This is a genomic window from Variovorax sp. dw_308, from assembly GCF_019207085.1.
Lineage (GTDB): Bacteria > Pseudomonadota > Gammaproteobacteria > Burkholderiales > Burkholderiaceae_C > Variovorax.
Genome location: NZ_JAATOM010000017.1, coordinates 16,040 through 42,756 on the forward strand (window position 1 = coordinate 16,040; position 26,717 = coordinate 42,756).

The 26,717-nt window shown below is 65.0% G+C and carries 23 protein-coding genes; 14 read left to right on the top strand and 9 right to left on the bottom strand.

All coding sequences use genetic code 11. The features are described from left to right. Positions 1-47: 47 nt before the first annotated feature. From HCU76_RS25865 to panE, 4 genes are read right to left on the bottom strand one after another with little or no spacing between them, the layout of a single operon-like run. Entirely contained in the window at positions 48-1,379 is a 1,332-nt protein-coding gene (locus tag HCU76_RS25865) for an MFS transporter (protein WP_218511025.1), read from the bottom strand. 41 nt (positions 1,380-1,420) lie between these two features. Next, positions 1,421-1,750, bottom strand: a complete 330-nt coding sequence (locus HCU76_RS25870; RefSeq protein ID WP_218511026.1) for a hypothetical protein — start codon at positions 1,748-1,750, stop codon at positions 1,421-1,423. A 38-nt stretch (positions 1,751-1,788) separates the two neighbouring features. After that, entirely contained in the window at positions 1,789-2,496 is a 708-nt protein-coding gene (locus tag HCU76_RS25875; RefSeq protein WP_218511027.1) for a haloacid dehalogenase type II, read from the bottom strand. Between the two features lie 13 nt (positions 2,497-2,509). Continuing rightward, positions 2,510-3,451 carry a 2-dehydropantoate 2-reductase gene (panE, locus tag HCU76_RS25880; RefSeq protein ID WP_218511028.1) on the bottom strand — a complete coding sequence of 314 codons (942 nt, stop codon included), beginning with the start codon at positions 3,449-3,451 and terminating at the stop codon, positions 2,510-2,512. 253 nt (positions 3,452-3,704) lie between these two features. Here panE and vgrG point away from each other — a divergent pair, with 253 nt between their 5' ends. Genes vgrG through HCU76_RS25905 form a run of 5 tightly spaced genes read left to right on the top strand, consistent with a single transcriptional unit; the run spans position 3,705 to position 10,023 of the window. Beyond that, the gene (gene vgrG / locus HCU76_RS37285) at positions 3,705-4,406 is read left to right on the top strand and encodes a type VI secretion system Vgr family protein (protein WP_218511029.1); all 702 of its coding nucleotides are present in this window, start codon (positions 3,705-3,707) and stop codon (positions 4,404-4,406) included. Then, the gene (locus tag HCU76_RS37290) at positions 4,354-6,177 is read left to right on the top strand and encodes a type VI secretion system Vgr family protein (RefSeq protein ID WP_218511030.1); all 1,824 of its coding nucleotides are present in this window, start codon (positions 4,354-4,356) and stop codon (positions 6,175-6,177) included. Before vgrG ends, HCU76_RS37290 begins: the two co-directional genes overlap by 53 nt. 23 nt (positions 6,178-6,200) lie before the next feature. After that, positions 6,201-8,957 (top strand): hypothetical protein, encoded by a 2,757-nt coding sequence (locus HCU76_RS25895; RefSeq protein WP_218511031.1) that lies wholly within the window; start codon positions 6,201-6,203, stop codon positions 8,955-8,957. 8 nt (positions 8,958-8,965) lie between these two features. Then, a complete protein-coding gene (locus HCU76_RS25900) occupies positions 8,966-9,499 on the top strand; it encodes a hypothetical protein (protein WP_218511032.1) in 534 nt (177 codons plus the stop codon). Positions 9,500-9,528: 29 nt separating this feature from the next. Then, on the top strand, positions 9,529-10,023 hold the full coding sequence (locus tag HCU76_RS25905) for a pentapeptide repeat-containing protein (protein ID WP_213958631.1): 495 nt from the start codon (positions 9,529-9,531) through the stop codon (positions 10,021-10,023). Between the two features lie 90 nt (positions 10,024-10,113). Here the strand turns inward: HCU76_RS25905 and HCU76_RS25910 are convergent, their stop codons facing one another. Then, positions 10,114-10,761 carry an FMN-dependent NADH-azoreductase gene (locus HCU76_RS25910; protein ID WP_218511033.1) on the bottom strand — a complete coding sequence of 216 codons (648 nt, stop codon included), beginning with the start codon at positions 10,759-10,761 and terminating at the stop codon, positions 10,114-10,116. 128 nt (positions 10,762-10,889) lie between these two features. Between HCU76_RS25910 and HCU76_RS25915 the strand changes: the two genes are divergently transcribed. Continuing rightward, positions 10,890-11,813, top strand: a complete 924-nt coding sequence (locus HCU76_RS25915; RefSeq protein ID WP_218511034.1) for a LysR family transcriptional regulator — start codon at positions 10,890-10,892, stop codon at positions 11,811-11,813. Positions 11,814-11,819: 6 nt separating this feature from the next. On the opposite strand, the gene HCU76_RS25920 is transcribed toward HCU76_RS25915, so the two are convergent. Both HCU76_RS25920 and HCU76_RS25925 read right to left on the bottom strand, forming a co-directional pair. Further along, positions 11,820-13,136 (bottom strand): nitrate/sulfonate/bicarbonate ABC transporter ATP-binding protein, encoded by a 1,317-nt coding sequence (locus HCU76_RS25920; RefSeq protein ID WP_218511035.1) that lies wholly within the window; start codon positions 13,134-13,136, stop codon positions 11,820-11,822. Between the two features lie 10 nt (positions 13,137-13,146). Further along, entirely contained in the window at positions 13,147-14,874 is a 1,728-nt protein-coding gene (locus HCU76_RS25925) for an ABC transporter permease subunit (protein ID WP_218511036.1), read from the bottom strand. A gap of 232 nt (positions 14,875-15,106) precedes the next feature. On the opposite strand from HCU76_RS25925, the gene HCU76_RS25930 reads away from it, so the two are divergent. Genes HCU76_RS25930 through HCU76_RS25955 form a run of 6 tightly spaced genes read left to right on the top strand, consistent with a single transcriptional unit; the run spans position 15,107 to position 20,219 of the window. Then, a complete protein-coding gene (locus tag HCU76_RS25930; RefSeq protein WP_218511037.1) occupies positions 15,107-15,682 on the top strand; it encodes an alpha/beta hydrolase in 576 nt (191 codons plus the stop codon). After that, positions 15,679-16,692 (top strand): sulfate ABC transporter substrate-binding protein, encoded by a 1,014-nt coding sequence (locus HCU76_RS25935; RefSeq protein ID WP_218511038.1) that lies wholly within the window; start codon positions 15,679-15,681, stop codon positions 16,690-16,692. Before HCU76_RS25930 ends, HCU76_RS25935 begins: the two co-directional genes overlap by 4 nt. A 3-nt stretch (positions 16,693-16,695) precedes the next feature. Next, a complete protein-coding gene (gene cysT, locus HCU76_RS25940; protein WP_213958638.1) occupies positions 16,696-17,592 on the top strand; it encodes a sulfate ABC transporter permease subunit CysT in 897 nt (298 codons plus the stop codon). 58 nt (positions 17,593-17,650) lie between these two features. Beyond that, positions 17,651-18,544, top strand: a complete 894-nt coding sequence (gene cysW / locus HCU76_RS25945) for a sulfate ABC transporter permease subunit CysW (RefSeq protein WP_213958639.1) — start codon at positions 17,651-17,653, stop codon at positions 18,542-18,544. A 59-nt stretch (positions 18,545-18,603) separates the two neighbouring features. Beyond that, the gene (locus tag HCU76_RS25950; protein ID WP_213958640.1) at positions 18,604-19,698 is read left to right on the top strand and encodes a sulfate/molybdate ABC transporter ATP-binding protein; all 1,095 of its coding nucleotides are present in this window, start codon (positions 18,604-18,606) and stop codon (positions 19,696-19,698) included. After that, positions 19,695-20,219, top strand: coding sequence for a disulfide bond formation protein B (locus HCU76_RS25955; protein WP_213958641.1), 525 nt, complete (start codon positions 19,695-19,697; stop codon positions 20,217-20,219). Before HCU76_RS25950 ends, HCU76_RS25955 begins: the two co-directional genes overlap by 4 nt. A gap of 73 nt (positions 20,220-20,292) precedes the next feature. Here HCU76_RS25955 and HCU76_RS25960 read toward each other — a convergent pair whose 3' ends face one another. After that, the gene (locus HCU76_RS25960; protein WP_213958642.1) at positions 20,293-20,985 is read right to left on the bottom strand and encodes a mobilization protein; all 693 of its coding nucleotides are present in this window, start codon (positions 20,983-20,985) and stop codon (positions 20,293-20,295) included. A 129-nt stretch (positions 20,986-21,114) separates the two neighbouring features. After that, positions 21,115-21,783: a hypothetical protein gene (locus HCU76_RS25965; RefSeq protein ID WP_256354447.1), complete on the bottom strand. Its 669-nt coding sequence runs from the start codon at positions 21,781-21,783 to the stop codon at positions 21,115-21,117. A 319-nt stretch (positions 21,784-22,102) separates the two neighbouring features. Between HCU76_RS25965 and smc the strand changes: the two genes are divergently transcribed. Together smc and HCU76_RS25975 are read left to right on the top strand one after the other, a co-directional pair. After that, complete coding sequence (gene smc / locus HCU76_RS25970) at positions 22,103-25,618, top strand: chromosome segregation protein SMC (protein WP_213958644.1); 3,516 nt, start codon at positions 22,103-22,105, stop codon at positions 25,616-25,618. Beyond that, on the top strand, positions 25,615-26,712 hold the full coding sequence (locus tag HCU76_RS25975; RefSeq protein ID WP_213958645.1) for a cell division protein ZipA C-terminal FtsZ-binding domain-containing protein: 1,098 nt from the start codon (positions 25,615-25,617) through the stop codon (positions 26,710-26,712). Before smc ends, HCU76_RS25975 begins: the two co-directional genes overlap by 4 nt. Positions 26,713-26,717: the final 5 nt, after the last annotated feature.

Below are 26,717 nucleotides of genomic sequence, written 5' to 3' on the forward strand. Positions count from 1 at the left end.
CGCACCCTGAAGGCGAGAGGGAAATCGCGTGGTCTGTCGTGAAGGCGTCAGCCGCCGGCTTTGCTCCCTCGCCCCTCCGGGGAGAGGGCTGGGGTGAGGGGCCGCCCCCGCGCCAGCCGGGCGATCGACCGCTCGGGGTGCGCCCACAGCAGCCCGATCACGCCGCCGGCCGCCAGCAGTGCGCCGCTCAGCGCAAAGCCATGTTCATAACCGGAGGCGATGTCGCCGCTGGTGCTCTGGATCAGGCTGCCGGTGATCACCGGCGACAGCACGCCCGCGATGGACGCGACTGAGTTGAGGATCGCCAGCATCGCGCCGCGCTGTGTGTCGGGCGACACCGAGCCGACCATCGCCGGTGCCAGCGAGAACATCACGCCGGTGATGCCGCCACCGGCCGCGAGCAGGAAGACCTTCGCCAACACAGGCATCGGCAGCAGCACGACCGCCACGATCATCAAGCCGCCCACGATCAGCGCCCCGCTGGCCAGCACTGCGCGGCCCTTGCGCGCCGGCACCCCACGCGCCAGCAGGCGCTGCGACCACCACGACAGGCCCAGGCTGCACACGATGTTGACCAGCGTCAGCATCGCGAACAGCCGCCCGGCCGCGAGGCCGTCGAAACCCAGGCCCTTCTGCAGGTAGGCCGGGAACCAGGTCAGCGTCAACGCGAGACCCCAGTACGCCATGAAGTTCATGACCAGCACGCCGAGCACGGTGGAGTCCGTCAGCAGCACGCGATAGGGAAGGCGCCGTTCGGCCCCGCTTGCCTGCGTGCTGCCGGCTTCATCGGCAACGCGCCCCTCGGCGCCGAACACCAGCCAGACCAGCACCCACACCGCGCCGGCGATTGCCATCACGAGGAAGTTGGCACGCCAACCCCAATGCACCGTGATCAGCGGAATCAGCACGCCCGCCATCAGCACGCCGATGGCCGCTCCCTGGTTGACCACCGAGACCGGCAGCGCCCGCTTGCGGTCCGGGAACCACTTGTAGCAGGCGTGGTAGGCGATCGGCGCGGCCGGCCCCTCGCCGATGCCGAGCAGCACGCGCGACAACACGAACATCGCGATCGACGACGACAGGATGATCGGCAACTGCGCGACGCTCCAGGTCGCGGCCATCACCAGCAGCATCCACTTGGCGCTGACCCGGTTGGCGATGAAGCCACCGACCACGCCGGAGGCCGAGAACAGCCAGAAGAAACTGCCCGCGATCCAGCCGAATTCGGTGGGCGACAACTTCAGCTCCGCCATCATCGGCACCGCGACCAGGCCGATGACGACCTTGTCGATGAAGTTGATCAGCATGAACAGTGCGAGCAGCACCGTGATGAACCAGGCCCGTGCGGGCTGGTAGTTGTCGTTGTGGGTGGCGCGCATCGGCTGGATTGTGGCCGCGCCGGCGACCGTGCGGATGAGGGCTACTTCGGGGGGTCGCCGTTGCCGTCGGTGGGGCCGACGACCCTCGGACTGCTGCTCGACGTGCCTTGCTCCTGGGCCTTGTCCACGTCCTTGGGGGCGTTGTCCGTGGGTGTGGCGGCGGCGGGCGCGACGCTCGATTGCGGGCGCAATTCCGTGGCTGCCGGCGCGCCGGAAGAGGGCGCGCTGGCCGAAGGCGCCATCGCGGCGGACGGTGCAGGCGGCGTGGAGGGCTTGCGATCGCATGCAGCAAGGCCCATCAGCGCCGTCGTGAGAAGCAGCAGCGCAAGAGGTTGGCGCCCGGCGCTCGTGTTCAGGGCTTCGGTGTGCATGGTGATCTCCCGTCTGCGAAGCACACCATTCTTGCCACTCAGGCGCCGCGGTCCTGTAGTCCGGGTACGTCGGTGTGCGACAGCAGGTGCACCAGCTTGTCGAGCCCGCCCAGCACATGGTCGGGCCGTTGGCCCATCTCGTCGAAGGTGCCGCCGCGCCGATCGATCCATGCGGTTTCGAAGCCGAAGCAGCTCGCACCGGTGACGTCCCACGCGTTGGACGACACGAACAGGATGTCGGCGCGCGCCACCCCGAGCTTCCGTTCGGCCAGCGAATAGACCCGCATGTCCGGCTTGAAGACCTGCACCTCGTCCACGCTCAGCAGGTGCGCGAAGGCATCCTGCAGGCCCGCGTTGCGCACGACCGCGTCGATCGAATGGCGCGATCCGTTCGAGAGGATCGCCAGCGGCACCCCGAGCGCGTTCAGCGCCTGCAACGCGACTGGCACCTCGGTGAATGGTTGGAGGCACAGGTACTCGTCGCACAGCATGCGCCGCTGTCCTGCGCCCAGCTGCAGGCCAAGCTGCGCGCATGTGAAGACCAGTGCGTCCTCGGTGCACTTCTCGAAGTCGACGAACTGACCCATCAGGCTGCGCAGCCAGGTGTACTCGAGTTGCTTCTGGCGCCAGAGCATGCTGATCTCGGACCCGCGCCCGGCGTACAACTCCTCGCAGCGGGCCGCGACCGAATGCACGTCGAACAGCGTGCCATACAGGTCGAAGACGATGCCCTCGATGTGCTTCACGGCAGCGGTCTCCTCATGCGGCGCGCGCGGCTTCCTCGCGCGACCGGCGCGCCTCGTAGGTCTTCAGGTGGGCATACGCGATGCGCAGCATCGAGCGATCGGCCTCGGCCTCGGCGCCCCGGCTGAGCAGGTCGCCGAGGATGTGGTCCGCTTCGGTCGGCGCGCCCCGCTCGATGTCCTTGAGCATCGACGCCGTGATCGGCGAGCCTGCCGCGCTGACCATCGCGCGACCGCGTTCCACTGCAGGGGCGCTGGGGGGAAAGCCGTTGTGCGCCGCGATGGCACGGCATTCCTCGAACAATGCCAGCCCCAGGTCCGCCGCGCCCGCGCTCACGATGTCGCCGATGCTGGCGCGCATCAGCGTCGTGATGCCGGCGATGGAGGAAATGAAGACCCACTTCTCCCACAGCGCCTGCATGATGTTGTCGCTCGCGGTGCTGGTGAAGTTGGCCGGCGCGAAGGCCGCCGCGATGGCGTCGACGCGTGCCGAACGTCCGCCACCGAGTTCGCCGAAGGTCAGGGCGTGCATGTCGTTCAGGTGCAGTACGTTGCCGGCTTCATCCAGCGCCGCGGAGATCAGGCAGAGGCCACCCAGCACGCGCTCGCGGCCGAAGCGTTCCGACAGCACGTCCAGGTGCTGCATGCCGTTGAGCAGCGGCAGCACCGCCGTCTCGGGCCCGACAGCCGCGGCGAAGGAATCGATGGTGTGCGCCAGGTCGTAGGCCTTGCAGGCGACGATGACCACGTCGAAGGGCTCGGCGATGTCGTCCGACAGCACGTGCGGTGGAGAGGGGATGTGCGCATTGCCCGCGGGGCTCTTGATGCACAGGCCATTCGCCGCGATCTGCGCCGCGCGCCGTGGCCGCAGCAGGAAGGTCACGTCCTGCCCCGCCTGCAGCAACCGCCCGCCAAAGTACCCGCCGAGCGCGCCGGCGCCCACCACCAGGAATCTCATCTGCTTTGCTCCTCAGGCATTTTTTGCCTGAGGACGGTTTTAGTCGATTGCAAAAAACGGCGTCGCGGAGCCAAGGTCAAAGCCCCTGCGCAGGTGTTCCATGCCTTCGGCTCAGGATCGATGCAGGGAATTTGCGCTACGATCCTCGGCGCTCTTTGGTGCAAGCCAAATGGATGCAAGGGAGGATGGCGATACAAGGACTGCGGAATACCGCGGCAGGCTGTCCTGGATGTATTCGACACATCGGACAGCGATGCCACGCAGATTCTTTTCATTCGGCTTCGATCAGCGCAAGCGCCTGATCAGCTTGGCCTTCCCCCACGACGACGCCCCCAAGGTCACCGACACCCACGGACGACAGGGCGACGTCAATATCGTCATCGACCGCCTCGAGGCCGAAGAGGCGCTGAGCCAGGACTTCCGCTACACGCTGCATCTGCTGGCCGACAACGCCAGGCTCAAGCTGAAGGACATGCTGGGCAAGTTGCTGGTCGTCTCCCTCGTTCGTCCCGACGGCAGCCTGCGCTACTTCACCGGCTACTGCTTCGAGTTCACCCTCGTCAAGGCCGACGACGGCGTGGCCCGCTACTTGGCTGTGCTCCGGCCCTGGCTGCACTACCTCACCCTGCGCAGCAACAACCGGGTCTTCCTCGCACAGACGCTGGAAGACCAGACCGCCACCATCTTCGCGGACTACGGCGCGCTGCCGCAGTGGCAATGGCTCGCCCCGCGCGAAGACCCGCAAGTGACGATGGCCTGCCAGGGCGGCGGGGCCGGCGAGACGGACGCCAACTACCTGCACGCGCGCTGGGAAGCGCTCGGCATGGCCTACCGCTACGAGCACACCCAGGACGGCCATACGCTGGTCCTCACCGGCGACACCACCATCGGCCCGGCCATCGATGGCGACAGCCCCGAGATCCGCTTCCACACCGCCGGCGGGCCCCGCCGATGAAGACGCCATCGAGTCCTGGGCTCCCACGCGCGACAGCATCGCCACCGAATACTCCGCCATCAGCTTCAACTTCAAGAACCCGCGCCCGGTCCTCGCCACCACCATCACCCACAACCAGCCCGGCGACATGCCGCGGCTCGAAGTCCACGAATACGCCGGCGCCTACGGCCTGCGCGCCACCGGAGGCAGCGACTACGTCAACCTGCGGACCGACGAACTCGACGCCGTCGCCAAGTACCACGCGGCCGAGAGCAACAACTACCAGGTGCAACCGGGCCGCTGGTTCCAGTTGATCGAGCACTTCAGCGTCAAGAGCCGCACCGACAACGACAGCAAGTACCTGATCGTCTCGGCCACGCATACCGCCAGCAACAACTATCTGCAGGAAATCGGCAAGCCCGCCGAATACAGCAACAGCTTCATTGCGTCCCGGCGATACGTCTACTGGCGCCCGGGGCGTGGCCACAACAGCACCCGTGTACAGGTGCTGGCCCCACAGACCGCCACCGTGGTCGGTCCGGAGGGGGCAGGCTCGCTGCACGTGGACGAGTACGGGCGAATTCGCATCCAGTACCACTGGGACCGGGAAGGTAGGCACTCGGCCTGGGTGCGTGTGAGCAGCAGTTGGGCTGGTGGAGAGACCGGGATGGTCTCGCACCCCCGTGTCGGCTCCGAGGTCGTCGTGATGCACCTGGATGGCTGCCCAGACCACCCCTTGGTCACAGGTGTGGTCTACAACGCCTGGCGCATGCCGCCCTGGGAACTGCCACAGCAGAAGGCGTTGACGGGCTTGCGCAGCCGCGAACTGGCCGGTCAAGGGGGCAATTCACCAATGGGGCGCAGCAACCACCTGCTCCTGGACGACACCGAAGGAAAGATCCAGGCGCAGATTCGAAGCGATCACGATGCCAGCCAGTTGAGCCTGGGGCACATCACGCGCATCGAGCGCAACGTGGGGCGGCAAGACCCGCGAGGGCAAGGATTTGAATTGCGCACCGATGGGCATGGTGCTGTCAGAGCGGCCGAAGGCATGCTGCTCACGACGGAACCGCGCGCCAACGCGAATGCGCACATCACGGACATGAGCGAGACCGTTGCCCGCCTCACTGCTGGGCGCGACCAGCACGAGAGCCTGAGCGACACTGCGCATCAGGCCAAGGCGCATCAAACCGGCGACCAGGATGAAGTCACCAAGGAACTCAAGGCGCAGAACGATTCGATCAAGGGTTCGCATGGAAACCGCGCGCAAGGCGAATTCCCCGAACTGACCGAGCCACACCTCGTGCTGGCCAGCCCCAGCGGCATCCAGGCGACCACCGCCGGCTCGATCCATCTCGCGAGCAAGGAACATCACGCCATCACCAGCGGCGCGCATACCAGCGTATCGGCGGGCAAGAGCCTCCTCGTCAGCGTCAAGGAAGCGGTGCGCATGTTCGCCTACAAGTCCGGCATGAAGCTGGTGGCTGCCAGTTCGGACATCGACATCACCGCGCTAAAGGACAGCATCAACCTGCTGGCCAAGCTCAACATCACCCACACCGCCAACAAGATCACCATCACTGCGAAGGAGGAGGTGGTGATCAACGGCGGCACCAGCTACACCAAATGGAACGCCTCGGGAATCGAGAGCGGGACCAATGGAATCTGGCGGGAGCATGCGGCGGTGCACAGCTTGGTCGGGCCGGCCAACCTGCCGGTAAAGGAGCCCGAGTTCCCGGACGTAAGCACGACGAGCACCAAGCCGCGTCGCATGGTCGATTTTTCCGGCTGAAGCAGAACAAGAAGTTTCCATCCATGGCAGACGAACAAAGCAAATCCCCGGCGCCCGTGAGCAAATGGGTCTATCCCTTCTCGGGCGTGGACGATCCCAGGGCAGCAACGCCAAAGCCCAAGGAAATAGCCGATCCCAACACCTACTTCTCGGTGCTTTCGATGGCGGAAGACGGCTTCTACCCCGTCGGAGCCAACGGCCTCTGGCATGGGGGCATTCATTTCGACGGCTCCACAGCCGGCGCCCTGATGCAAGGCCAGGGCGTGCGCTGCGTTGCTGACGGCGAAGTGATCGCCTATCGAATCGACAGTGCATATCCCGAGGTCGAGTTCGAGAAGGGCAAGGTGGCCTATTCCCGAGGTTTTGTACTGGTCAAGCACCGTCTGCAACTGCCGCCAGCTCCTCAGAAGCCTGCCCCTTCGGGCGCGACAACGCCAGCACACTCACCGGCACCCGCGCCCACCCCCGCAGCCGCCGCCAAACCGGCGTCCAAGACCTCGCCGTCAAGCGCGCCAGCCCCGGCCCCGCAGGAGCCTTCATTGGTCTTCTTCAGCCTGTACATGCACCTGATCGATTGGGCCGGTTACCGCGCAGATGCCAAACTGGCGCGTCCGGCTTATTGGGGCGATGAGTGCAAGCGTGTCGTTGGCGATAAGGCACCGAGCCTCAGCCCTTATGCGGCGCCGCAGACGGAACACAAGGGCGTCAACGTGCGACAGGCCGGCAAGGGCACTGCGCAGATCGGTTGGCTTCCGCCCGGAACAGCCGTGACGCTGGAACCCGGCAGCGGGCCCTGGCGCAAGATCGCCAGCGTCGATGGGGGCCAGATGGAAGTCGACCCGCTCAATCGGGCAGATACCACGGCGCCGTTCGGCTGGGTATTTCAAAGCGAGTTGACTCCCGCACCCGCTGAGCCCAAGACCAAGGACGCGGTATGCGTGCTCGACAAGCCCATGGCCATCAAGGCTGGCGACCTGATCGGCCACTTGGGCCAGTACCAACGCCACGCTGACGCAGGCAGCATCCTCACTGCGGGCGATCGGCCGCTGGTGCATATCGAGGTCTTTAGTGGCGAAGACGTCAAGGTCTTCATCGAAAAGAGCCGGGCCCGTGCCAAGGAACTGGAGCCCGGCAAGAAGACACTCCTCGTTGTGAGCAAGGGCACGAAGCTCGTAGTGCCAGCAGGGTCAGACCGCGTTTTGGCTGCCGGCAAGGACGTTCAAGTGCGCGGTGGCTCGCCCTCGAGTGGCGAATGGGCGGAGGTCACGGAGCTCACCGTCTCGGCTGCCGAGGCGCCCACGGCCAACAACAAGCACCCGAAGCCGAAGGTCACTCCCACCGGCGATGCATTCTGGGTTGAGCGAGCGCAGTTGGGACCAAATGGCAGGCGCGTTTCAACAAGGTCAGCACTGGACGGTTGGACTGACTTCCCTTTGCAGCAAGCCAACGCTACAGGCGCAAAGGCAAACTATTTGCGAGTCGCTGCAGTCAAGACCTTGAAGCGAAGCGCGACGGACGACAAGGGCGTGCGCTGGTGGTTGATGGATGTCGACGAGGCCGACGGCAAAGGCAACACCACAGGTTGGATTTGCGAGAAAGGGAATCTGCAATCCCCATGGGATTGGCCGGGCTTCGAAATCGTAGAGGAAATTGCAGTCAAGCCTGCGGATCTGCATGGCAAGCAGGTCGTCGACCACAAGCTCGAAGTTCCCGAAGACAAGGATAGTTTCGAAGCCAAGGCCGACCGCGCAAAGGAGGGTGCGCTGTTCCAGAAGCTCTACGACGTGCTCGATACCGACAAGGATGAGAAGTTGAGCACCGCCGAGTTGCGGGCGGCCCTCAAGAAACCCTGGCTGGCGCAGACACTGTCACGCCTGATCGTGCGATACGAAAGTGAATGGGGCGGGGCGATGGGCAAATGGGATGCGCTGGATGCCCACATGGGCGAGTTTGCGGGCGACTGGGCGTGGGAAAAACTGCGGATCTACGAGCTGCAATGGTGGTCCGAGCTGGCTGGTAAGCATGCGTTTCCGAGCAGTCCGGTTGTCTACCATTTTCATCCAGTGGGTTTGGCAGCAAACTTCCCAACATACAGTCGACTTACGCTGGAAATGTTGCAGGTAATATTTCCAAACGGGGATAAGGCCAGACTGCAATCGATCGTTGATGAAATTGGCTCAATGATGGATGAATACAAGCTTGACACCACTTTAAGGCTAACTCACTTCTTTGCTCAAGTTCGCGAAGAAACTGGTCCTCGGTGCAAATTAGTTGAAGACGACTTTACTTACAGTCCTGACGCTCTGAAGGGCTTATTCGGCTACTTCGCCAAGCGTCCTGCTGAAGCCGATCTTTACGGAAAGACCAAAGATCATGGGGCCAATTTCGAGGCTATTGCGAACCGAGCGTATGAGGGCAGTCGACTTGGAAATGGCGACGTCGCCAGTGGAGACGGTTGGAGGTATCGCGGGCGGGGGCTGAAGCAACTCACGGGAAAGGCAAATTATCAAGATTTCATGAATAATTACGGCAAGGTTTGGAGCGATAAAGTTCCGGATGCCGTTAACAACCCGGAAATTCTCGAGGACGCGAAATACGCAGTGCGGTCAGGCGTATTTTTTTGGTTGCACTACAAGTTATATGAAGTTGCAGATTTAGGTCCTCAGGCAGAAACCGTGGATAAAATTACCCGGGTAATTAATCGAAGTACCAAGAGTTACCAGCAACGCCGGGACCACTTTTCGCACGGCTGGGAGAAACAAGCCTTTGATGGCATTTAGGAGGTGTGATGACGAAATGGAAGTGGGCGCGGATTATTGCACTGCTCTATTTGGTGAGTGCTTCTGCATTTGCAAAGGAAGCAAAAATTGACGGATCCTTCAAAATTGACTTTATTAGCAAGAATGCTATTGTGACGTTTTTTGAGCGTGACGAAGAAGGTGGCAGTGTCGTTGATGCTTTCTTGCTGTTACCGAATTTGGATAAAAATTCGTACAGTTCGATAAGATTGGCGACAATTCCACATGAGGGCGCGCCCCCCGTGATTGAGACGGTGTTCGCGGAGGATGTGGATAAAGACGGGAAAAGCGATCTCGTTGTCTTGGTTAAATGGCGAATAAGTCATCCCGGCATCGGAACTGACGGAGACTATTATAAATCCTACGTGTTTTCTGGGAATGCAAGCAGGCTTGCTTTTGAGGTCCCTCGCCTCGTAACGATCGAAGAGAAAATTGGCAGTGGTCTAGATGGAACTAAGGAGGGTGTGCGATCTGTGTTTAAATATAAAGATGCGGGGTCGATAAGAAGATTGCTGCGCGAGTAGTGCCCGCAATTGCCGGGTTTCAATAAAATATGCCCTCCCAAATAATCATCCTCAAACACGACCGATGGCGCAAAGGCATCGGAGGGGCCCCCGCAGGTCTTACCGGCCAGAGCGACAGCAACGCCTACGCCGGTCTCGACCTCAATCTCGCGCAGCTCGCCAGCAGCACTTTCACCGGCAGCAGCTTCACCGCCACCACTTTCAGGCAAGCCGGCTGGACCACCTGCCACTTCACCGGTTGCACTTTCACAGGCTGCGATTTCGAGGGCATAACCGTCTCTGGATGCACGTTCGACAACTGCACCTTCGCCCATTCCCAATTCAAGAACAGTCAGTTCACCGCGAGCAGGTTCAACAACTGCCAGTGGAACGGCTTGAATTTCGACGGTGGCCATTGGTCGCAGGTCGATGTGCTTGGCTGCACCGGCACGACGGTGCAGGCCGACGGCCTTCGCGGCGAACATGTCGACTTCACTGGCAGCTACTTCGAGAACCTCGAGTTCAAGAACGCCAACATCAATTGAGACGAACCGCTCGCCTGCACCAAGCAAGCGTGCGCCAAAAAGCAAAAAGCCCGCACAAGGCGGGCTCGATTCGCAAGCTAGCGAATCAGATCAGGCGGCGATAGCGGCGCGGTCCTGATTGGCCGCAGCACCAACCGCGATCTGGATGTCGCTGCGCGCCGAAGCCAGTGCGGCATTCTTGGCCCCGTCACCCATGCCCAGCCCTTCAGCCCGCACGAAGCGCACGTCGGTGATCCCGAAGAACCCGAAGATCACCTTGAGGTAGCTCTCCTGGTGCTCCATCGCCTGACCGCCTTCGCTGGTCGAGTACATGCCGCCGCGGCTGGACGCCACGATCACGGTCTTGCCGCCGGCCAGGCCGACCGGGCCCTTGTCGGTGTATTTGAAGGTGCGGCCGATCTGCGCGATGCGGTCGATCCAGGCCTTCAGTTGCGTCGGGATGGTGAAGTTGTAGAAGGGCGCGCCGATGACGATCACGTCGGCTGCCAGGAACTGGCTCACCAGGCGCTCGGACACGGCGTTCTCGAAGCGCTGGGCTTCGGTCGGCTCGGCTTGCAGGCCGGTCTTGATGCCGATCGCGTCAGCGGTGAAGTGGTTGGGGGCGTCCACCGCCAGGTCGAGGTAGTCGACAGTGGCTTGCGGGTTCGCCTTGCGCCATTCGGCAACGATCTCGGCCGACAACAGACGGGAAACGGAGTTGGCGCCCAGGACACTGGAATCAACGTGCAGCAGTTTCATGATCTTTCGCTCTCTTTCAGTAAGTGAGCCGGCAAACGCGTCGGCATGGGGAGAAGTCTAAATTCGTGGTGATTGATTGATAAGTACACGAAAATGGCATACATCGTTCCAAAATCAGGACAATCACGATGCAAGACCTCAACGACATGGTGTATTTCGCCGAGGTGGCCGAGCGCGGCGGCTTTGCGGCGGCAGGGCGGGCGCTAGGAATCCCCAAGTCGCGGCTGTCGCGACGCGTGGCAGAACTGGAGACGCAGCTGGGCGCGCAGCTGTTGCAGCGCAGCACCCGAAGCCTCTCCCTCACGCCGGCCGGCGAGCTCTACCTGCGCCATTGCGCCGCGATGCGGGATGCCGCGCAGGCGGCGGGCGAGGCCGTGGCCCAGGTGCAGACCGAGCCGCGCGGGACCATCCGCATCAGCTGTCCGGTGACGCTGGCGCACAGCAGCCTCGGGCCCTTGCTGCCGGTCTTCATGAGCCGCTATCCGGCGGTGCGCGTGGAGATGATGGTGATCAACCGGCCGGTCGATCCGGTCGAGGAGGGCGTCGACATCGCGCTGCGCGTACGGCCGGTGATCGAGAACAGTGCGACCCTGGTGGCGAAGAATTTCGGCGTGAGCCGCGGCTTGCTCGTGGCCAGTGCCGAGCTGGTGCAACGCCAGGGCCCCATCGAGAAGCCCGAAGACCTGTCGCGGCTCGACACCGTGGCGATGTCGGCGAGCGGCGATGGTCGCCAGAGCTGGCACCTCGGAGGGCCGGGCGGGGCAAGCTACGTGCACGTCCATTCGCCGCGCTACATCGCGGACGACCTGGCCACGCTGGTCTTCGCCGTCGTCGGCGGCATTGGTGCGTCGATCCTGCCGGACTACATGTGCACGCCTCACATCCGCAGCGGAAAGCTGGTCGAGCTGCTGCCGGAATGGGGCCCGCCGCCGGGGATCTGCCACGCCATGTTCCCGGCGCGCCGTGCGCTGGTGCCGGCCGTGCGCAAGCTGATCGATTTCCTGGCGGAGAACCTCGACGGCGCCGAGCCGCACGCAATCGTCACCTGCTGAACGCGTTCAGCTTTCGGCCGCAGTCGCCTCTTCGCCGACCGGCAGGTGGATCAGGCCGGTGTGGAAGTTGTATTCGAAGGCCTCGCCATAGCGGCCCCATTCGATCGCGGTGCGCAGCACGCGCTCGGCCACCGGCGCGTCGAGGCTCTCGCGCAGCAAGGCGAGGAACGGCTCTTCCGGTAGTTCGCCGGAAGGTGCCTGTTCCAGGCTGTGCCGGATGTGCGCAGCCAGCGGCACCCGGGCCAGCAGTTGTTGTCCGAACAGTTGCTGCCGCAGCGTGTGCGTGCCCGCGACATAGCTTCTTCCGAGTTCGGTCAGGTGCAGGTCGGCGTCGGCCAGTTGCGCGAAGCCGAGGCACGCCAGCGCCTGCGCGAGCGGCAACAGCTCGTGGTCGGTGAGCTCGGCATCCTCGGCCAAGCGAGGCAGGTCGGCACTGCCGTCGCGGCCGTCGTCGATGAGCATCTCGAGCAGGGCTTCCATGCGCGCAACATCGGCATCGGGCAAGCGGTCGCCGAGGTGCATGGTCACCGGCTCGTCGCGCGTGCGCCCGACCGCCGGAGCGCTTTCGGTCATGAGCGAATAGACCTCGTCGATCAAGGCGCGCACCTCGAGGCTGTCGACGTTGCGGGGCCGCGGCAGGTGGATCGGCAACTCGGCGCGCACGCGGCCGGGGTCGGTCGCGAAGATCAGCACGCGGTCGGCCATGAGCACGGCTTCCTCGATGTTGTGAGACACGATCAGCATCGCCTTGGTCGGCATCGAGCCGCTGCCCCAAAGTTGCAGGATGTCGTCGCGCAGGCGTTCGCCTGTGAGCACGTCGAGGGCGGAGAAGGCCTCGTCCATCAGCAGCACCTCGGGCTCCACGACGAGGGCGCGTGCAATGCCGACGCGCTGGCGCATGCCGCCTGACAGCTCGCGCGGCAGCGCGCCTTCGAAGCCGGCCAGGCCTATGAGTTCGATGGCCGCTTCCGCGCGCCGCGCGCGTTCGGCCGGGGTCACGCCGCGCGCTTCCAGGCCCAGCTCGACGTTCTGCTGCACGGTCAGCCACGGGAACAGCGCGAACGACTGGAACACCATCGCAATGCCGCGCGCCGGCCCGTAGAGTGGTTGCCCGCGATAGCGCACCGTCCCGCCATCCACGCCGATCAGCCCGGCCAGGATGCGCAGCAGCGTCGACTTGCCCGAGCCCGACTGGCCCAGCAACGCCACGATCTCGCCCTCGGCCAGGCGCAGGTCGACGCCCTCGAGCACGGAGCGCGTGGCGCCGTCCGAACCGCGGAAGGACTTGCCCACGCCCTTCAATTCAACAATCGCTTCGGCCATGCATGGCTCCTCAAAAATGCATCCGGTTCTCGGCCAGGTCGTAGAGCCGGCGCCAGACGAAGTGGTTCATGCCCATGACGAACACGCACATCACGCCGATGCCCAGCGCGATGCGCGGGAAGTCGCCGATGGCCGTCATCTCGGCGATATAGCTGCCGAGCCCCGCCGCCTTCAGCGTGGTGTCGCCCCAGGTCACGTACTCGGCCACGATGCTCGCGTTCCACGAGCCGCCGCTGGCCGTGATCGCGCCCGTCACGAAGCTCGGGAACACCGCCGGCAGCAGGTAGCGCCGCCACATCAGCCAGCCCTTGAGGCCGAGGTTCTGCGCCGCATAGCGCAACTCGGTCGGCACGCTCGACGCACCGGCGATCACGTTGAACAGCAGGTACCACTGCGTGCCCAGCACCATCAGCGGCGCCAGCCAGATGTTCGGGTTCAGGTGCCAGCGCACGATGAACAAGACAGCCACGGGAAACATCAGGTTCGCCGGAAACGCGGCCATGAACTGCGCCACGCCCTGCAACCGCCCGGCCCAGCGCGGGTTCATGCCGATCCACACGCCGATCGGCACCCACACCAACGCGGCGAGCGCGATCAGCACCAGCACCCGCAGCATCGTGTAGAGGCCCAGCAGGAAGACGTGCCCTACCTCGCGCCAGCCCACTTCCGTGTGGATGAAGCGCGTGAGCCACAGTACCGCGACCAGCACCGCAGCCGCGACGATGGCATCCCAGATGCGCACGGCGGTGGGGTTGGCAGGCTGGGGCCGGGCCTTGATCGAGGTGCCGTCGTGGTCGCGGCGGAACAACGCGACCGAGCGATCGAGCAGGCCGGTGATGCGATGCACCGCATGCTTGATGCGGTCGGTGCGGCGCAGCCAGGTCAGTAGCCAGGAGTTCGGCGAATCCTCGCTGCTGCCTTCCTCGAACTTGAACTTGTCGGCCCAGGCGATCAGCGGGCGGAAGAACAACTGGTCATACAGCGTGATGCCGATCAGCATGCCGGCGATGGCCCAGCCGATCGCGCCCAGGTCGCGGGCCTCGATCGCCATCGCGATGTAGGAGCCCACGCCCGGCAGCTTGATGTTCTGGTTCGACACCGAGATGGCCTCCGACGCCACCACAAAGAACCAGCCGCCCGACATCGACATCATCATGTTCCAGAGCAGCCCCGGCATCGCAAAGGGCAGTTCCAGCCGCCAGAAGCGCTGCCAGCCGGAGAGCTGGAACACCTGTGCCGCCTCGCGCAGCTCGGCCGGCACCGTGCGCAGCGACTGGTACAGGCTGAACGCCATGTTCCAGGCCTGCGAGGTGAAGATGGCGAAGATGGCTGCGCATTCCACGCCGAGCAGGTTGCCGGGGAAGAGGGCGATGAAGCCCGTCACCGTGATCGACAGGAACCCCAGGATCGGGATCGACTGCAGGATGTCGAGCAGCGGCACCAGCACCTTCTCGGCCGAGCGGTACTTGGTGGCCACCACCGCGAAGAGGCAACTGAACACCAGCGACGCGCCCAGCGCCAGGAACATCCGCAGCGTGGTCCGCAACAGGTAGTACGGCAGCATCCAGGGGTCGAGGCTGATCGGCAGCGTCTCGCCCAGTTCGTAGGGCCGTGCCATCTGCGAGCCGCCCCAGGCCAGCGCGAACAGCAGCGCCAGTACCAGCGGCAGCAGGGCCCAGTCCCAGCGGTTGCCGCCGGATGCGACCACCTGGCGGGGAAAGAATCGTTTGTCGAACATCGGTGCGAATCCGGAGAAAACTGACGGACCCGGTCCGCGAACCGCGCCGATTGTGCCGACGCCTTCCACCGCGAACCTGACTTCTTATGCGCTGGAGGCCATATTCTTACAAGCAGATATTCGTTTGTTATCTGTAGAAGGCCCCGGACAATCGGCGGCTCGCCCTCCAACCACGCCCCATGACCGCCTCATCCACCGGCATTTTCCCTGCCGAATCCCTGCCTGCTGCGCCGTGACGACGAGACTCATCATCGTCCCCGGCTGGCGCGACTCCGGTCCTGGCCACTGGCAGAGCCTGTGGGCCGAGCAATTGCAGGGCGCCGAGCGCGTCAGCCAGGACGACTGGGTCGCCCCGACCCGTGCCGCCTGGGTCGGCAATCTGGAAAAGCTCATCCTCTCGCGGCCCGAGCCCGTCGTGATCGCCGCGCACAGCCTCGGCTGCATCGCCGTGTCTCACCTGGGCCACGAAGCCGCCGAGCGCATCGCAGGCGCCTTGCTGGTGGCGCCCGCGGACCCGGAACGCCGCTCCGTCCTGCACGACTTCGCCCCGGTGCCGTACGCGCTGCTGCCGTATCGCAGCATCGTCGTGGCCAGCAGCAACGACCCCTTCTGCCCGGTACGCCTGGCCGGCGCCTATGCCCGTTCCTGGGGCAGCGAATTCGTCCGCATGCAGAATGCGGGCCACATCAACATCGACTCCGGACATGGCGACTGGCCCCTCGGCCTCGCCTTGCTGCAGTCGCTGACCGACACGCCGGGACAACGTCCGGCGCTGCGGGACTCCATTGCAACCTCGACCTCTCCATGACCTCTCCGATCAAGTCCTCCAAGTTCCTGCTGGCCAGCCTCGCGCTGTTCGCCAGCGTCGCCAGCCATGCACAGAGCAACACGCTGCTCAATGCGTCGTATGACGTGGCCCGCGAGTTCTACAAGGACTACAACACCGCCTTCGTCGCCCACTACAAGAAGACCACCGGCAAGGACGTGAAGATCGACCAGTCGCATGGCGGCTCCAGCGCCCAGGCCCGCGCCGTGGCCGACGGCCTCGATGCCGACGTGGTCACCATGAACACCTCGACCGACGTCGAATTCCTCGCCGAGAAGGGCGTGGTCGCCAAGGACTGGGCCAGGAAGTTCCCCGACAACGCATCACCCACCACCTCGACGATGCTGATGCTCGTGCGCAACGGCAACCCCAAGGGCATCAAGGACTGGGACGATTTGATCAAGCCCGGCGTGCAGGTCGTGATCGTCAACCCCAAGACCGGCGGCAACGGCCGCTACGCCTACCTGGCCGCCTGGGGCTACGTGAAGAAGAAGGGCGGCACCGACGCGCAGGCCGCGGAATTCGTGAGCAAGCTGTTCAAGAACGTGCCGATTCTGGCGCGCGGCGGCCGCGATGCCACCACGGCCTTCCTGCAACGCAACATCGGCGACGCGCTGATCACCTTCGAATCCGAAGTGGTGTCCATCGATCGCGAGTTTGGCGCCGGCAAGGCCGACGCGGTGTACCCGTCGATCAGCATCGTGGCCGAGAACCCGGTCGCCGTCGTCGAGCGCACGACCGCCAAGAAGGGCACCGGCGAACTCGCCAAGGCCTACCTCGACTACCTCTATTCCGATGAAGCGCAGGAGATCGCGGCCAAGCATGCGCTGCGCCCGCGCTCGCAAGCCGTGCTCAAGAAGTACGCTTCGACCTTCAAGCCGGTGCAGTTGTTCACCGTGCAGGAACTCTTCGGCAGCCTGGGTGAAGCGCAGAAGGTGCACTTCAATGACGGCGGTCAGTTCGACAAGCTCTACGTTCCCGGCGCAAAGTAAGACATGAGCGGTGGTGTGTCCACGGCGCTGCCGTCCGCGGTAGCGCCGCTTTCGCTTGCCGGCGCCCCACGGGCGTCGCGCCGCGTCCTGCCTGGCTTCAACCTGACGCTCGGCTACACGATCCTGTACCTCAGCCTGATCGTGCTGCTGCCGCTGTCGGCGCTGGTGTTCAAGACTTTCACCTTGACCTGGGACCAGTTCTGGGCGGCGGTGAGCGCGCCGCGCGTGGTGCATTCGTACAAGCTGACCTTCGGCGCGTCCCTCATCGCGGCGCTGGTCAACCTCGTGTTCGGGCTGCTCGTGGCGTGGGTGTTGGTGCGCTACAAGTTCCCGGGCAAGCGCATCGTCGATGCGCTGGTAGACCTGCCTTTCGCGTTGCCGACTGCGGTGGCCGGCATTTCGCTGACCGCGCTGCTCGCGGGCAATGGCTGGGTGGGCCAGTTCCTGGAGCCGCATGGCATCAAGCTGGCCTTCACGCCGGCAGGCATCGTGATCGCTTTGATCTTCATCGGGCTGCCGTTCGTGGTGCGCACGGTGCAACCGGTGCTGGAAGACACGGAGAAGGAACTCGAGGAGGCCGCGACCTCGCTCGGGGCGACACGCTTCCAGACCTTCACCAGGGTGATCCTGCCATCCATCACCCCGGCGCTGCTGACTGGCTTCGCGATGGCCTTCGCCCGCGCGATCGGTGAATACGGCTCGGTCATCTTCATCGCGGGCAACATGCCGATGGTTTCCGAGATCACGCCGCTGATCATCATCGGCAAGCTGGAGCAATACGACTACGCGGGCGCCACCGCGGTGGCGCTGGTGATGTTGGTGTTCTCCTTTGTGCTGCTGCTCGTGATCAACGGGCTGCAGGCGTGGCAGCGTCGGCGGTCGACTGGGGCGATGGCATGAGCGCCGCACGGCCGCCCGAAGGCACTCGCACCGCAGCGCGCAGCGCGGAGGTTTTCGAATGAGCGCGCCGGCCAAAGTCATTCGCCGGGCCAATGCGGGGACCACCGAATCGGCCTGGGTGCGTTGGACGCTGATCACCATCGCGCTGGCCTTCATGCTGCTGTTCCTCGTGCTGCCGCTGGCGGCCGTGGCGGCGGAAGCACTGCGCAAGGGCCTGGGCGCCTACCTCGAGGCGCTGCAAGAGCCCGATGCCTGGAGTGCCATCGAACTGACGCTGATCACCGCGGCCATCGCCGTGCCGCTGAACCTGGTGTTCGGCGTGGCAGCGGCCTGGGCCATTGCCAAGTACGAGTTCAAGGGCAAGGCCTTCCTGACGACCTTGGTGGACTTGCCTTTTGCCGTCTCGCCGGTCGTCGCGGGCCTGATCTACGTGCTGGTGTTCGGCGCGCAGGGTTGGCTCGGGCCGTGGCTGTCGGACCACAACGTCAAGATCATCTTCGCCGTGCCGGGCATCGTGCTGGCCACCGTGTTCGTGACCTTCCCATTCATCGCGCGGGAGCTGATTCCGCTGATGCAGGCGCAGGGCAGCGACGAGGAGCAGGCCGCGATCGTGCTCGGCGCGACCGGCTGGCAGACCTTCTGGCGCGTGACACTGCCGAACATCAAGTGGGGCCTGCTGTACGGCGTCATCCTCTGCAATGCGCGGGCGATGGGCGAGTTCGGCGCGGTGTCCGTGGTGTCGGGGCATATCCGCGGGCAGACCAACACCATCCCGCTGCATGTCGAGGTGCTCTACAACGAATACCAGTCGGTGGCTGCATTCGCCTGCGCCTCGTTGCTGGCGATCCTGGCGTTGGTGACGCTGGTCATCAAGTCGGTGATCGAGTGGCGGCATGAGCGGGAGATGAAGGCGATCGCGGAGTTGCCGCCAGAGCGGCCTACTGCTGCGTAACAGCCCTCACCCCAACCTTCTCCCCGAGGGGAGAGGGAGGAAGACCAGAGAGAAACATCATGAGCATTGAGATTCGCAACGTCAGCAAGCGGTTTGGCGATTTCCAGGCGCTGAAGGGCGTCAACCTCGACATCGAGTCGGGCGAACTGGTCGCGCTGCTGGGCCCGTCGGGCTGCGGCAAGACGACGTTGCTGCGCATCATCGCGGGGCTGGAGACGGCCGACAACGGCAACATCCTGTTCTCTGGGGAAGACACCACGGACGTGCACGTGCGCGAGCGCAACGTGGGCTTCGTGTTCCAGCATTACGCACTGTTCCGCCACATGACGGTGTTCGAGAACGTGGCTTTCGGCTTGCGCGTGAAGCCACGCAGCCAGCGCCCCGGCGAGGCCGCGATCAAGAAGAAGGTCATGGACCTGCTGAAGCTGGTGCAGCTCGACTGGCTGGCCGATCGCTATCCATCGCAGCTCTCCGGCGGCCAGCGCCAGCGCATCGCACTGGCGCGCGCATTGGCCGTGGAGCCGAAGGTACTGTTGCTCGACGAGCCCTTCGGCGCGCTGGATGCGAAGGTGCGCAAGGAACTGCGCCGCTGGCTGCGCCGCCTGCATGACGAACTACACGTCACCTCGATCTTCGTCACGCACGACCAGGAGGAGGCGCTCGAAGTGGCTGACCGCGTGGTCGTCATCAACAAGGGGCAGATCGAGCAGGTCGGCTCGCCGCAGCAGGTCTGGGACCATCCGGCCAGCCCCTTCGTCTACGGCTTCCTCGGCGACGTGAACCTGTTCCACGGCCGCGCGCACGAGGGCGAGGTGCAGGTCGAAGGCATCCGCCTGCAGGCACCGGAGCACAGCGCCGTGCAGGACAGCAAGGCGCTCGCCTATGTGCGGCCGCACGACCTCGACATCTCGCGCTACACGCCGGGCGCGGGCGGCATCGTGGCCACGCTGACGCGCGCCATCGTGGTCGGCCCGATCGCGCGGCTGGAACTTGAGCCCACCGAATCGAATCCAGATAATCCGGGCACCGGAACCATCATCGAGGCGCAACTCCCTGCGCAACAGTTCCGGGACCTGGGCTTGAAGGAGGGCGACACCGTGGTCGCCCAGCCGCGCAAGGCCAGGGTGTTCGTAGAAGACTGGGTATCTCCTTGATCGATTGGTTTTTTGGCGCACCGCGCCGCGCTTATGCGCTCATCTGCATCGCCTGCATCGGCATGCTGGCCTTCGGCATGTACCTTCAGCACATCGTCGGCCTCGAGCCTTGCCCGATGTGCGTGGTGCAGCGCTACGCTTTGATCGGGGTCGGGGTATTCGCCGCGATCGCGGCGCTGAGCCATCGCAAGGGCCTGCAGTTGCCTTTCGCGCTGCTGGCATTGCTGTCGGCCATCGGTGGGGGCTTCACGGCTGCACGCCAGACCTGGCTGCAATGGCATCCGCCGGAATACGTGAGCTGCGGCCGGGACATCTACGGAATGATCGAGAGCTTCCCGCTGCAACGCGCATTGCCCATGATCTTCAAGGGCAGCGGCGATTGCTCGAAGGTGGACTGGACCTTCCTCGGCCTGTCGATTGCCAACTGGTCCTTCATTTCGTTCGTGGTGTTCGGCTTGCTGCTGATCGTGTTGATTGCGCGCAGCTTTCGCCGCAGCCACTCGGCTTTCGCCACTGCCTGAACTTTTCCAGAGGCACACCAGCGGCGGCACTTCGGCCAGCCGCTGATGTCGCCCCCGGCAGGAGCCCGCGTGCCTACAACGGCAGCGTGTCGAATGCCGCGTAGGCCGTCGCCAGCCAGGTCTTCACGCGCTGGCGTTCGAGCAGGCCCAGCGCGGCCGGGCCCGTCTTGTCGTTCACGGCCTTCCAGAAGCTGGTGTTCTGCGCGTCGATCTTGCGCATGCTGGTCTCGTGCAGGCGAGGCATCGCAATGACCTGCGCGCCGGCGGCGGTCGCCTTGGACAGCGATTGCGAGCCGAGCAGCATGCCGAAGTCGCTGCCGCGGCCGTAGTTCTGCACCACGATGTAGTTCGGCCGCGTGCCGAAGGTGTCGATCAGCGTGCCGAGCAGGTCGGTCGAGTCGCGGCCATCGTCCAGCACATGCCAGAAGTTGACGGCCACGCCGAGTTCCTTGAAGACGTCGAAGAGGTCCGATTCCTTGATCCAGCTCGACAGCGGCGCCAGCGTCTGCGCGGCCAGGTCGACGATCACGCTCTGGTTTGGATTGGCTTCGAAGCCATTCACGATGGTGTCGAGCCCTTCGAAGCTGTCGACCACCACCGGCGAGGCAAAGCCCTCGTAGAAGCGCGTGAAGGAGCCGTGCGAGCGGTCGGTGTCGAAACCCACGAAAGGCCGGCTGCGATCGATGAAGTACTGCGCAAGCACCCGCGCCGTGACCGACTTGCCGACGCCGCCTTTTTCGCCGCCTATGAAATTGATGGAACTCATGTGCTGGTGCCCAGGAAGATTGGTGTTTGTGGAGGGGGAGGAAAGTCGCGGGGCATTCTAGGAGCCGGCCCGCGCACGGCGCTGTAAAAAACCGTGCCGGCATGCATCGATCGTGCCGGGCGGCGTTCCTCAGGGTTTGACCATCGCCAGAAATGGCGTGAGGCTGCCGAGCACGAAGTTCTGCCCGAAATCCAGCGCGGCCCGGCGGTACTTCTCGTCGGCCTGCGCGGCCATGAGGTCGAGCCGCGCCACCACTTTCGACAACTCGCGATCCGGCAGCAGGTTGCGGCCGCGGTCACTGATCTCGGTGGCCAGCAGCAGCGGCTGGCCGTCCGGGCCGGTCTTCGTCGTGATGAGCCACAGGGAGATCTCGACGTTGCGGGCCGCGCGATAGCTGTTCTCCGCATTGACGCCGTCGATCATGGTCTGGTCCCAGGTGTTGCCATTGGCTTCCTTGAGCATGCTGGCCCAGCCGACTGCCAGCGCCGCCACGCGATCGCCCTGGTAGCCCTGCGGGGCGGTCTCGAAGGCCATGCGGATTGCGTCGATGCCCAGCGTGCCACGCAACTCGGGCAGCGGCGTTCCCTTCAGGATGGTGTCCCAGGTGCGCTGGATCGCATCCTCCGGGCTCCTGGCCCACTTGCGCCACTCGCGCGGATTGCGGCGGTAGAGCGACAACTGCACACGGCGGATCGACTGCAGGTTGTCGCGAAATGCAAGGTTGGCGATGCGATTTGCGCCGGACTGGATCAACTCGCTGTTGCCGTACGGTTCGGCCCGTTCGGTGGAATTGATCATGCTGTTGCAGCCGGCCAGGCCGAAGGACGCGGCCGCGAGGCCCCACAGTGCGGCCCGGCGATGGAAAGGGGCTGATCCGACAGGCCGGCAAGGCATATCAGTTCTCATGCTCGCGGTGCGAAGGGCCATACGAGCGGGGTCTGTTCGTGGGCACCCGCGGAGCCGGCTTTGCCGGGCCGCTGGGTGCGCCCCTTCGAGGGCGCGCGCCGCAGGCGCTTGGGGGTGTTATCCATTTCTGCACGTTATCATCGTCGCCTTGCAAGGCAGCCGCTCAAGCTGTGCATTTTTCCTTACAAATCAACGTCTTGGCCGACTCGTCGTGCGCCTCAACTCCATCAAACTCTCCGGCTTCAAGTCGTTTGCCGAACCCACCAACTTCATGCTGCCCGGCCAACTGGTCGGCGTAGTGGGTCCCAATGGCTGCGGCAAGTCGAACATCATGGACGCGGTGCGCTGGGTGCTTGGCGAATCGCGCGCCTCCGAATTGCGCGGCGAATCGATGCAGGACGTGATCTTCAACGGCACGACCACCCGCAAGCAGGCCAGCCGCTCAAGCGTCGAACTGGTGTTCGACAACGCCGACCATCGCGCCGGCGGCCAATGGGCCCAATTCACTGAAATCGCGGTCAAGCGCGTGCTGACGCGCGACGGCACCTCCAGCTACTACATCAACAACCAGCCGGTGCGTCGCCGCGACGTGCAGGACGTGTTCCTCGGCACCGGCCTCGGCCCGCGCGCTTACGCGATCATCGGGCAGGGCACGATCAGCCGGATCATCGAATCGAAGCCAGAGGAACTGCGCCTCTTTCTCGAAGAAGCAGCCGGCGTCTCCAAGTACAAGGAGCGCCGCCGCGAGACCGAGAACCGCCTGGGTGACACGCGCGAGAACCTCACGCGCGTGGAAGACATCCTGCGCGAACTCAACGCCAACCTGGAACGCCTGGAGAAGCAGGCCGAGGTGGCCGCGCGCTACAACACGCTGAACGGCGACGTCACGCGCAAGCAGCACCAGTTGTGGCTGCTCAAGCGGACCGAAAGCGAGGCCGACCAGGCCAAGGTCAAGGCCGAGGCCGAACGGGCGATCAACGACCTCGAAAGCCGCACCGCCGACCTGCGCCATGTCGAGGCGGAACTGGAGACCGTGCGGCAGGCCCACTACGCGGCCGGCGACCACGTCAACCAGGCCCAGGGCAAGCTCTACGAAGCCAGCGCCGAAGTCGGCCGGCTCGAAGGCGAGATCCGCTTCGTCGTCGAGGGCCGTGCCCGCGTCGAGCAGCGCCTGCTGCAGTTGCGCGAGCAGATCGGCCAATGGGGCACGCGCCGTGAAGACGCCGCGGCCGAGATCGAGACCCTGGCCGGCCAGGGCGTCGATGCCGAGGAGCAGGCCATCCTGCTGGCTGCGCAACTCGAGGAACACGATGCGCGCCTGCCCGAACTCGAAGAGGCCCAGCAGCGCGCACAGGACGAGGCCAATGCCCAGCGCGGCAGCGTGGTCCAGGTCCAGCAGCAGATCCAGGTTCTCGCCGCCGACCAGCGCAACATCGACGAACAGACGCGCCAATTGCAGCAACGCAGCGAGCGCCTGCGCAACGACCAACGCTCACTCGACGCGCCCGACGAAGCCAGGCTTGCCGACCTCCAGGAGCAACTGGAAGCAGCCCAGGAGGCGGCGAGCGAAGCCGAGGCCCGGCTGCATGACTTGCAGGAGCAGGTTCCGCAACTCGACGACGACCGCCGCACGCGCCAGCAGGCCGTCAACACCGAGGGCGGCCGGCTCACCGAGTTCTCGGCCCGCCTCGAAGCGCTCAAGGCATTGCAGGAAAAGGTCAAGACCGACGGCAAGCTCGCACCTTGGCTCGCGAAGCATGGCCTCGATGGCCTGCAGGGCCTGTGGAGTCGCATCCACATCGAGCAGGGTTGGGAGAACGCGCTTGAATCGGCGCTGCGCGAACGCATGGGCGCGCTCGAAGTCAGCCGCCTGGACATGGTCCGCGCCTTTGGCAACGATGCGCCTCCGGCCAAGCTGGCCTTCTACAGCCCGCCCAGCGCGGGCGTCGCACCAGACGCATCAGAACTGCCGCGCCTGTCCGACCTGCTGCGCTTGAACGATGCCGGCCTGCAGGCCCTGCTGGTCGACTGGCTGCACGGCTGCTTCACCGCGGGGAACCTCGACGACGCGCTGGCGCAGCGCAATCGCCTCAAGTCCGGCGAAGTGATCTACGTGAAGAGTGGCCATGCGGTGTCCGCGCACGGCGTGAGCTTCTACGCGCAGGATTCGGAGCAGGCCGGCCTGTTGGCGCGCCAGCAGGAAATGGAGAACCTGGAGCGCCAGATCCGCGCGCAGGCCCTGATCAGCGACGAAGCCCGTACCGCCCTGGTGCGCGCCGAGGCCGCTTACGGCGATGCCGCATCGCGCCTGGTCACGGCGCGACGCGAATCCGCCGAAACCCGGTCGCGTGCGCATGAACTGCAGGTCGAGAACTTGCGCCTGACCCAACTGGCGGAACAGGCGCGCGCCCGCAGCCAGCAACTCGCCAGCGACCTCGGCGAAGTCGATGCGCAACTGGAAGAGTTGCAGGAACGCCGCATCGCCGCCGAAGCGCGCTTCGAGGAACTGGACTTGCAACTGGCGGACAGCCAGGAGCGCCACGCGCAACTCGATGAGCGCGTGATCGAAGCCGCGCGCCGGCTTTCCGCGAGCCGCGAGCAGCACCGCAGCCTGGAGCGGCAGGCTCAGGAAGCGACGTTCTCGCAGCGCACGCTGGAAGCGCGTCGCGGCGAGCTGAGCCGCGCGATCGAAACCGCCACTCAGCAATCGGTGGCGCTGGCCGAAGAGCAGGAGCGCGCACAGGGCGAGCTGACCCGGCTGTCCGACGCCGCGGCGCAAGCCGGCCTGCAGGATGCCCTGGCCCTCAAGCTCGAACGCGAAGCCTCGCTGGGCGCCATGCGCAGCCAGTACGACGACCTCACCATCAAGCTGCGCGCCAGCGACGAACGCCGCCTGCGGCTCGAACGCGAGCTGGAGCCCCTGCGCAGCCGCATCACCGAATTCCAGTTGAAGGAACAGGCCGCGCGCCTCGGCTTCGAGCAATACGCGCAGCTGCTGATCGACGCACAGGCCGACATCGAGGCCGTCGCGTTGTCGATCGAGACCGACAAGGTGCGCCTCACCGGGCTGCAAGGTGAAATCGACCGGCTTCATCGCGAAGTGGCGGCGCTCGGCGCGGTGAACCTCGCGGCGCTCGATGAACTTGCCATCGCCAGCGAACGCAAGACCTTCCTCGACGCCCAGTCGGCCGACCTCAACGAAGCCATCGGCACGCTGGAGGACGCCATCCGCAAGATCGACGGCGAGACGCGCGAACTGCTCGGCGGCACCTTCAAGATCGTCAACGAGCACTTCAGCCGCATGTTCCCCGAGCTGTTCGGCGGCGGCACGGCCCGGCTCATGATGACCGGCGATGAGATCCTCGATTCCGGCGTGCAGGTGATGGCCCAGCCGCCCGGCAAGAAGAACCAGACCATCCACCTGCTCTCGGGCGGCGAGAAAGCGCTCACCGCCATCGCGCTGGTGTTCGCCATCTTCCAGCTCAACCCCGCACCTTTCTGCCTGCTCGACGAAGTGGATGCGCCGCTCGACGACGCGAACACCGAGCGCTATGCCAAACTCGTCACTGCCATGAGCCGCGAAACCCAATTCCTCTTCATCAGCCACAACAAGATCGCCATGGAAATGGCCGAACAACTCATCGGCGTCACGATGCAGGAGCAAGGCGTCTCGCGCATCGTCGCCGTCGATATGGAGGCCGCGAAGTCGATGGCTGAAATGGCATGAGCAATTTGACGGTTGCCCTTGCCATCCTGGGCGGCCTCGTGCTCGCCGCGGTGGTTGGCTACAACGCCTGGATGTCGCGCCGCAACGCGCCGAAGCAGCCCGACGCCTCGACGCAGCCAGCGCCATTGGAAGGTGTGCCGGGGTCGAACTTCGGCACCGAGCCGGTGCTGCACCTCGACCCGCACCACGCGCCCGGCGGCGATCGCCATGAGCCCTTGTTCGACCCGGACCTGCCGCCACCGAGCGGCCTGACTGCCTCCACCGCCGACAAGCGCGGCGGCCTCGACCCCCTGATCGACGTGATCGCGCCGGTGTCGCTCGACGGCCTGGCCTCCGGCGATGCGGCCTTGGCCGCCATGCCGGCCACGCGACGCGCCGGCAGCAAGCCGGTGGCCGTCGAAGGACTCAACGAACACACGGCCAACTGGGAGCAGCCTGTTCCTGGCCAGCGCTACGGCGCTTTCCAGGTCGGCGTGCAACTGGCCAACCGCACCGGCGCGCTCAACGAGATCGAATACTCCGAATTCGTCGTCAAGGCGCAAGCCTTCGCCGACATGGTCAGCGGCGCGCCCGAGTTCCCCGAGATGCTCGACGAGGTGGCGCGCGCCCGCGAACTCGACCAGTTCGCCAGCGCGCACGATGCGCAGCTCGGCTTCGTGCTGCGCGCCCTGCATGCCGCGTGGAGCCCGGGCTACGTGCAGCAGAGCGCGGCGCGGCACGGTTTTGTCGCCGGGATGATTCCGGGCCGCATGGTCCTGCCCACCAGCGAACCTGGCTTGCCGCCGATCCTCGGCCTCTCGTTCGACACCCAGGCCGCGCTCGCTGACGATCCGGCGCAGTCCGCCATCCGCGAACTCACCTTGAGCCTCGACGTGCCGCAAGTCGACCGCAGCGAACGGCCTTTCGAGCGCATGCGCGAGGTGGCTGCGGCGCTGGCACGCGAGATGGACGGCGTGGTGACGGACGGCGACGGCCAGTTGCTGCGAGACGAGATCATGGACGTGATCGGCACTGACCTCGAGCAGCTCTACGACACGCTCGATTCGCGCGAGCTTTCCGCCGGTTCGGGCCTGGCGCGGCGGCTGTTCAGCTAGGGCCA

Bases quoted from the DNA above. Each gene is read 5' to 3' on its own strand.
- cysT (WP_213958638.1), top strand. From the start codon at position 16,696: ATGAGCGGTGGTGTGTCCACGGCGCTGCCGTCCGCGGTAGCGCCGCTT.
- HCU76_RS25905 (WP_213958631.1), top strand. From the start codon at position 9,529: ATGCCCTCCCAAATAATCATCCTCAAACACGACCGATGGCGCAAAGGC.
- HCU76_RS25895 (WP_218511031.1), top strand. From the start codon at position 6,201: ATGGCAGACGAACAAAGCAAATCCCCGGCGCCCGTGAGCAAATGGGTC.
- HCU76_RS25950 (WP_213958640.1), top strand. From the start codon at position 18,604: ATGAGCATTGAGATTCGCAACGTCAGCAAGCGGTTTGGCGATTTCCAG.
- HCU76_RS25935 (WP_218511038.1), top strand. From the start codon at position 15,679: ATGACCTCTCCGATCAAGTCCTCCAAGTTCCTGCTGGCCAGCCTCGCG.
- vgrG (WP_218511029.1), top strand. From the start codon at position 3,705: ATGCCACGCAGATTCTTTTCATTCGGCTTCGATCAGCGCAAGCGCCTG.
- HCU76_RS25865 (WP_218511025.1), bottom strand. From the start codon at position 1,379: ATGCGCGCCACCCACAACGACAACTACCAGCCCGCACGGGCCTGGTTC.
- HCU76_RS37290 (WP_218511030.1), top strand. From the start codon at position 4,354: ATGGCGACAGCCCCGAGATCCGCTTCCACACCGCCGGCGGGCCCCGCC.
- HCU76_RS25965 (WP_256354447.1), bottom strand. From the start codon at position 21,783: ATGATCAATTCCACCGAACGGGCCGAACCGTACGGCAACAGCGAGTTG.
- HCU76_RS25960 (WP_213958642.1), bottom strand. From the start codon at position 20,985: ATGAGTTCCATCAATTTCATAGGCGGCGAAAAAGGCGGCGTCGGCAAG.
- HCU76_RS25870 (WP_218511026.1), bottom strand. From the start codon at position 1,750: ATGCACACCGAAGCCCTGAACACGAGCGCCGGGCGCCAACCTCTTGCG.
- HCU76_RS25925 (WP_218511036.1), bottom strand. From the start codon at position 14,874: ATGTTCGACAAACGATTCTTTCCCCGCCAGGTGGTCGCATCCGGCGGC.
- HCU76_RS25910 (WP_218511033.1), bottom strand. From the start codon at position 10,761: ATGAAACTGCTGCACGTTGATTCCAGTGTCCTGGGCGCCAACTCCGTT.
- HCU76_RS25920 (WP_218511035.1), bottom strand. From the start codon at position 13,136: ATGGCCGAAGCGATTGTTGAATTGAAGGGCGTGGGCAAGTCCTTCCGC.
- HCU76_RS25975 (WP_213958645.1), top strand. From the start codon at position 25,615: ATGAGCAATTTGACGGTTGCCCTTGCCATCCTGGGCGGCCTCGTGCTC.
- panE (WP_218511028.1), bottom strand. From the start codon at position 3,451: ATGAGATTCCTGGTGGTGGGCGCCGGCGCGCTCGGCGGGTACTTTGGC.
- HCU76_RS25915 (WP_218511034.1), top strand. From the start codon at position 10,890: ATGCAAGACCTCAACGACATGGTGTATTTCGCCGAGGTGGCCGAGCGC.
- HCU76_RS25900 (WP_218511032.1), top strand. From the start codon at position 8,966: ATGACGAAATGGAAGTGGGCGCGGATTATTGCACTGCTCTATTTGGTG.
- cysW (WP_213958639.1), top strand. From the start codon at position 17,651: ATGAGCGCGCCGGCCAAAGTCATTCGCCGGGCCAATGCGGGGACCACC.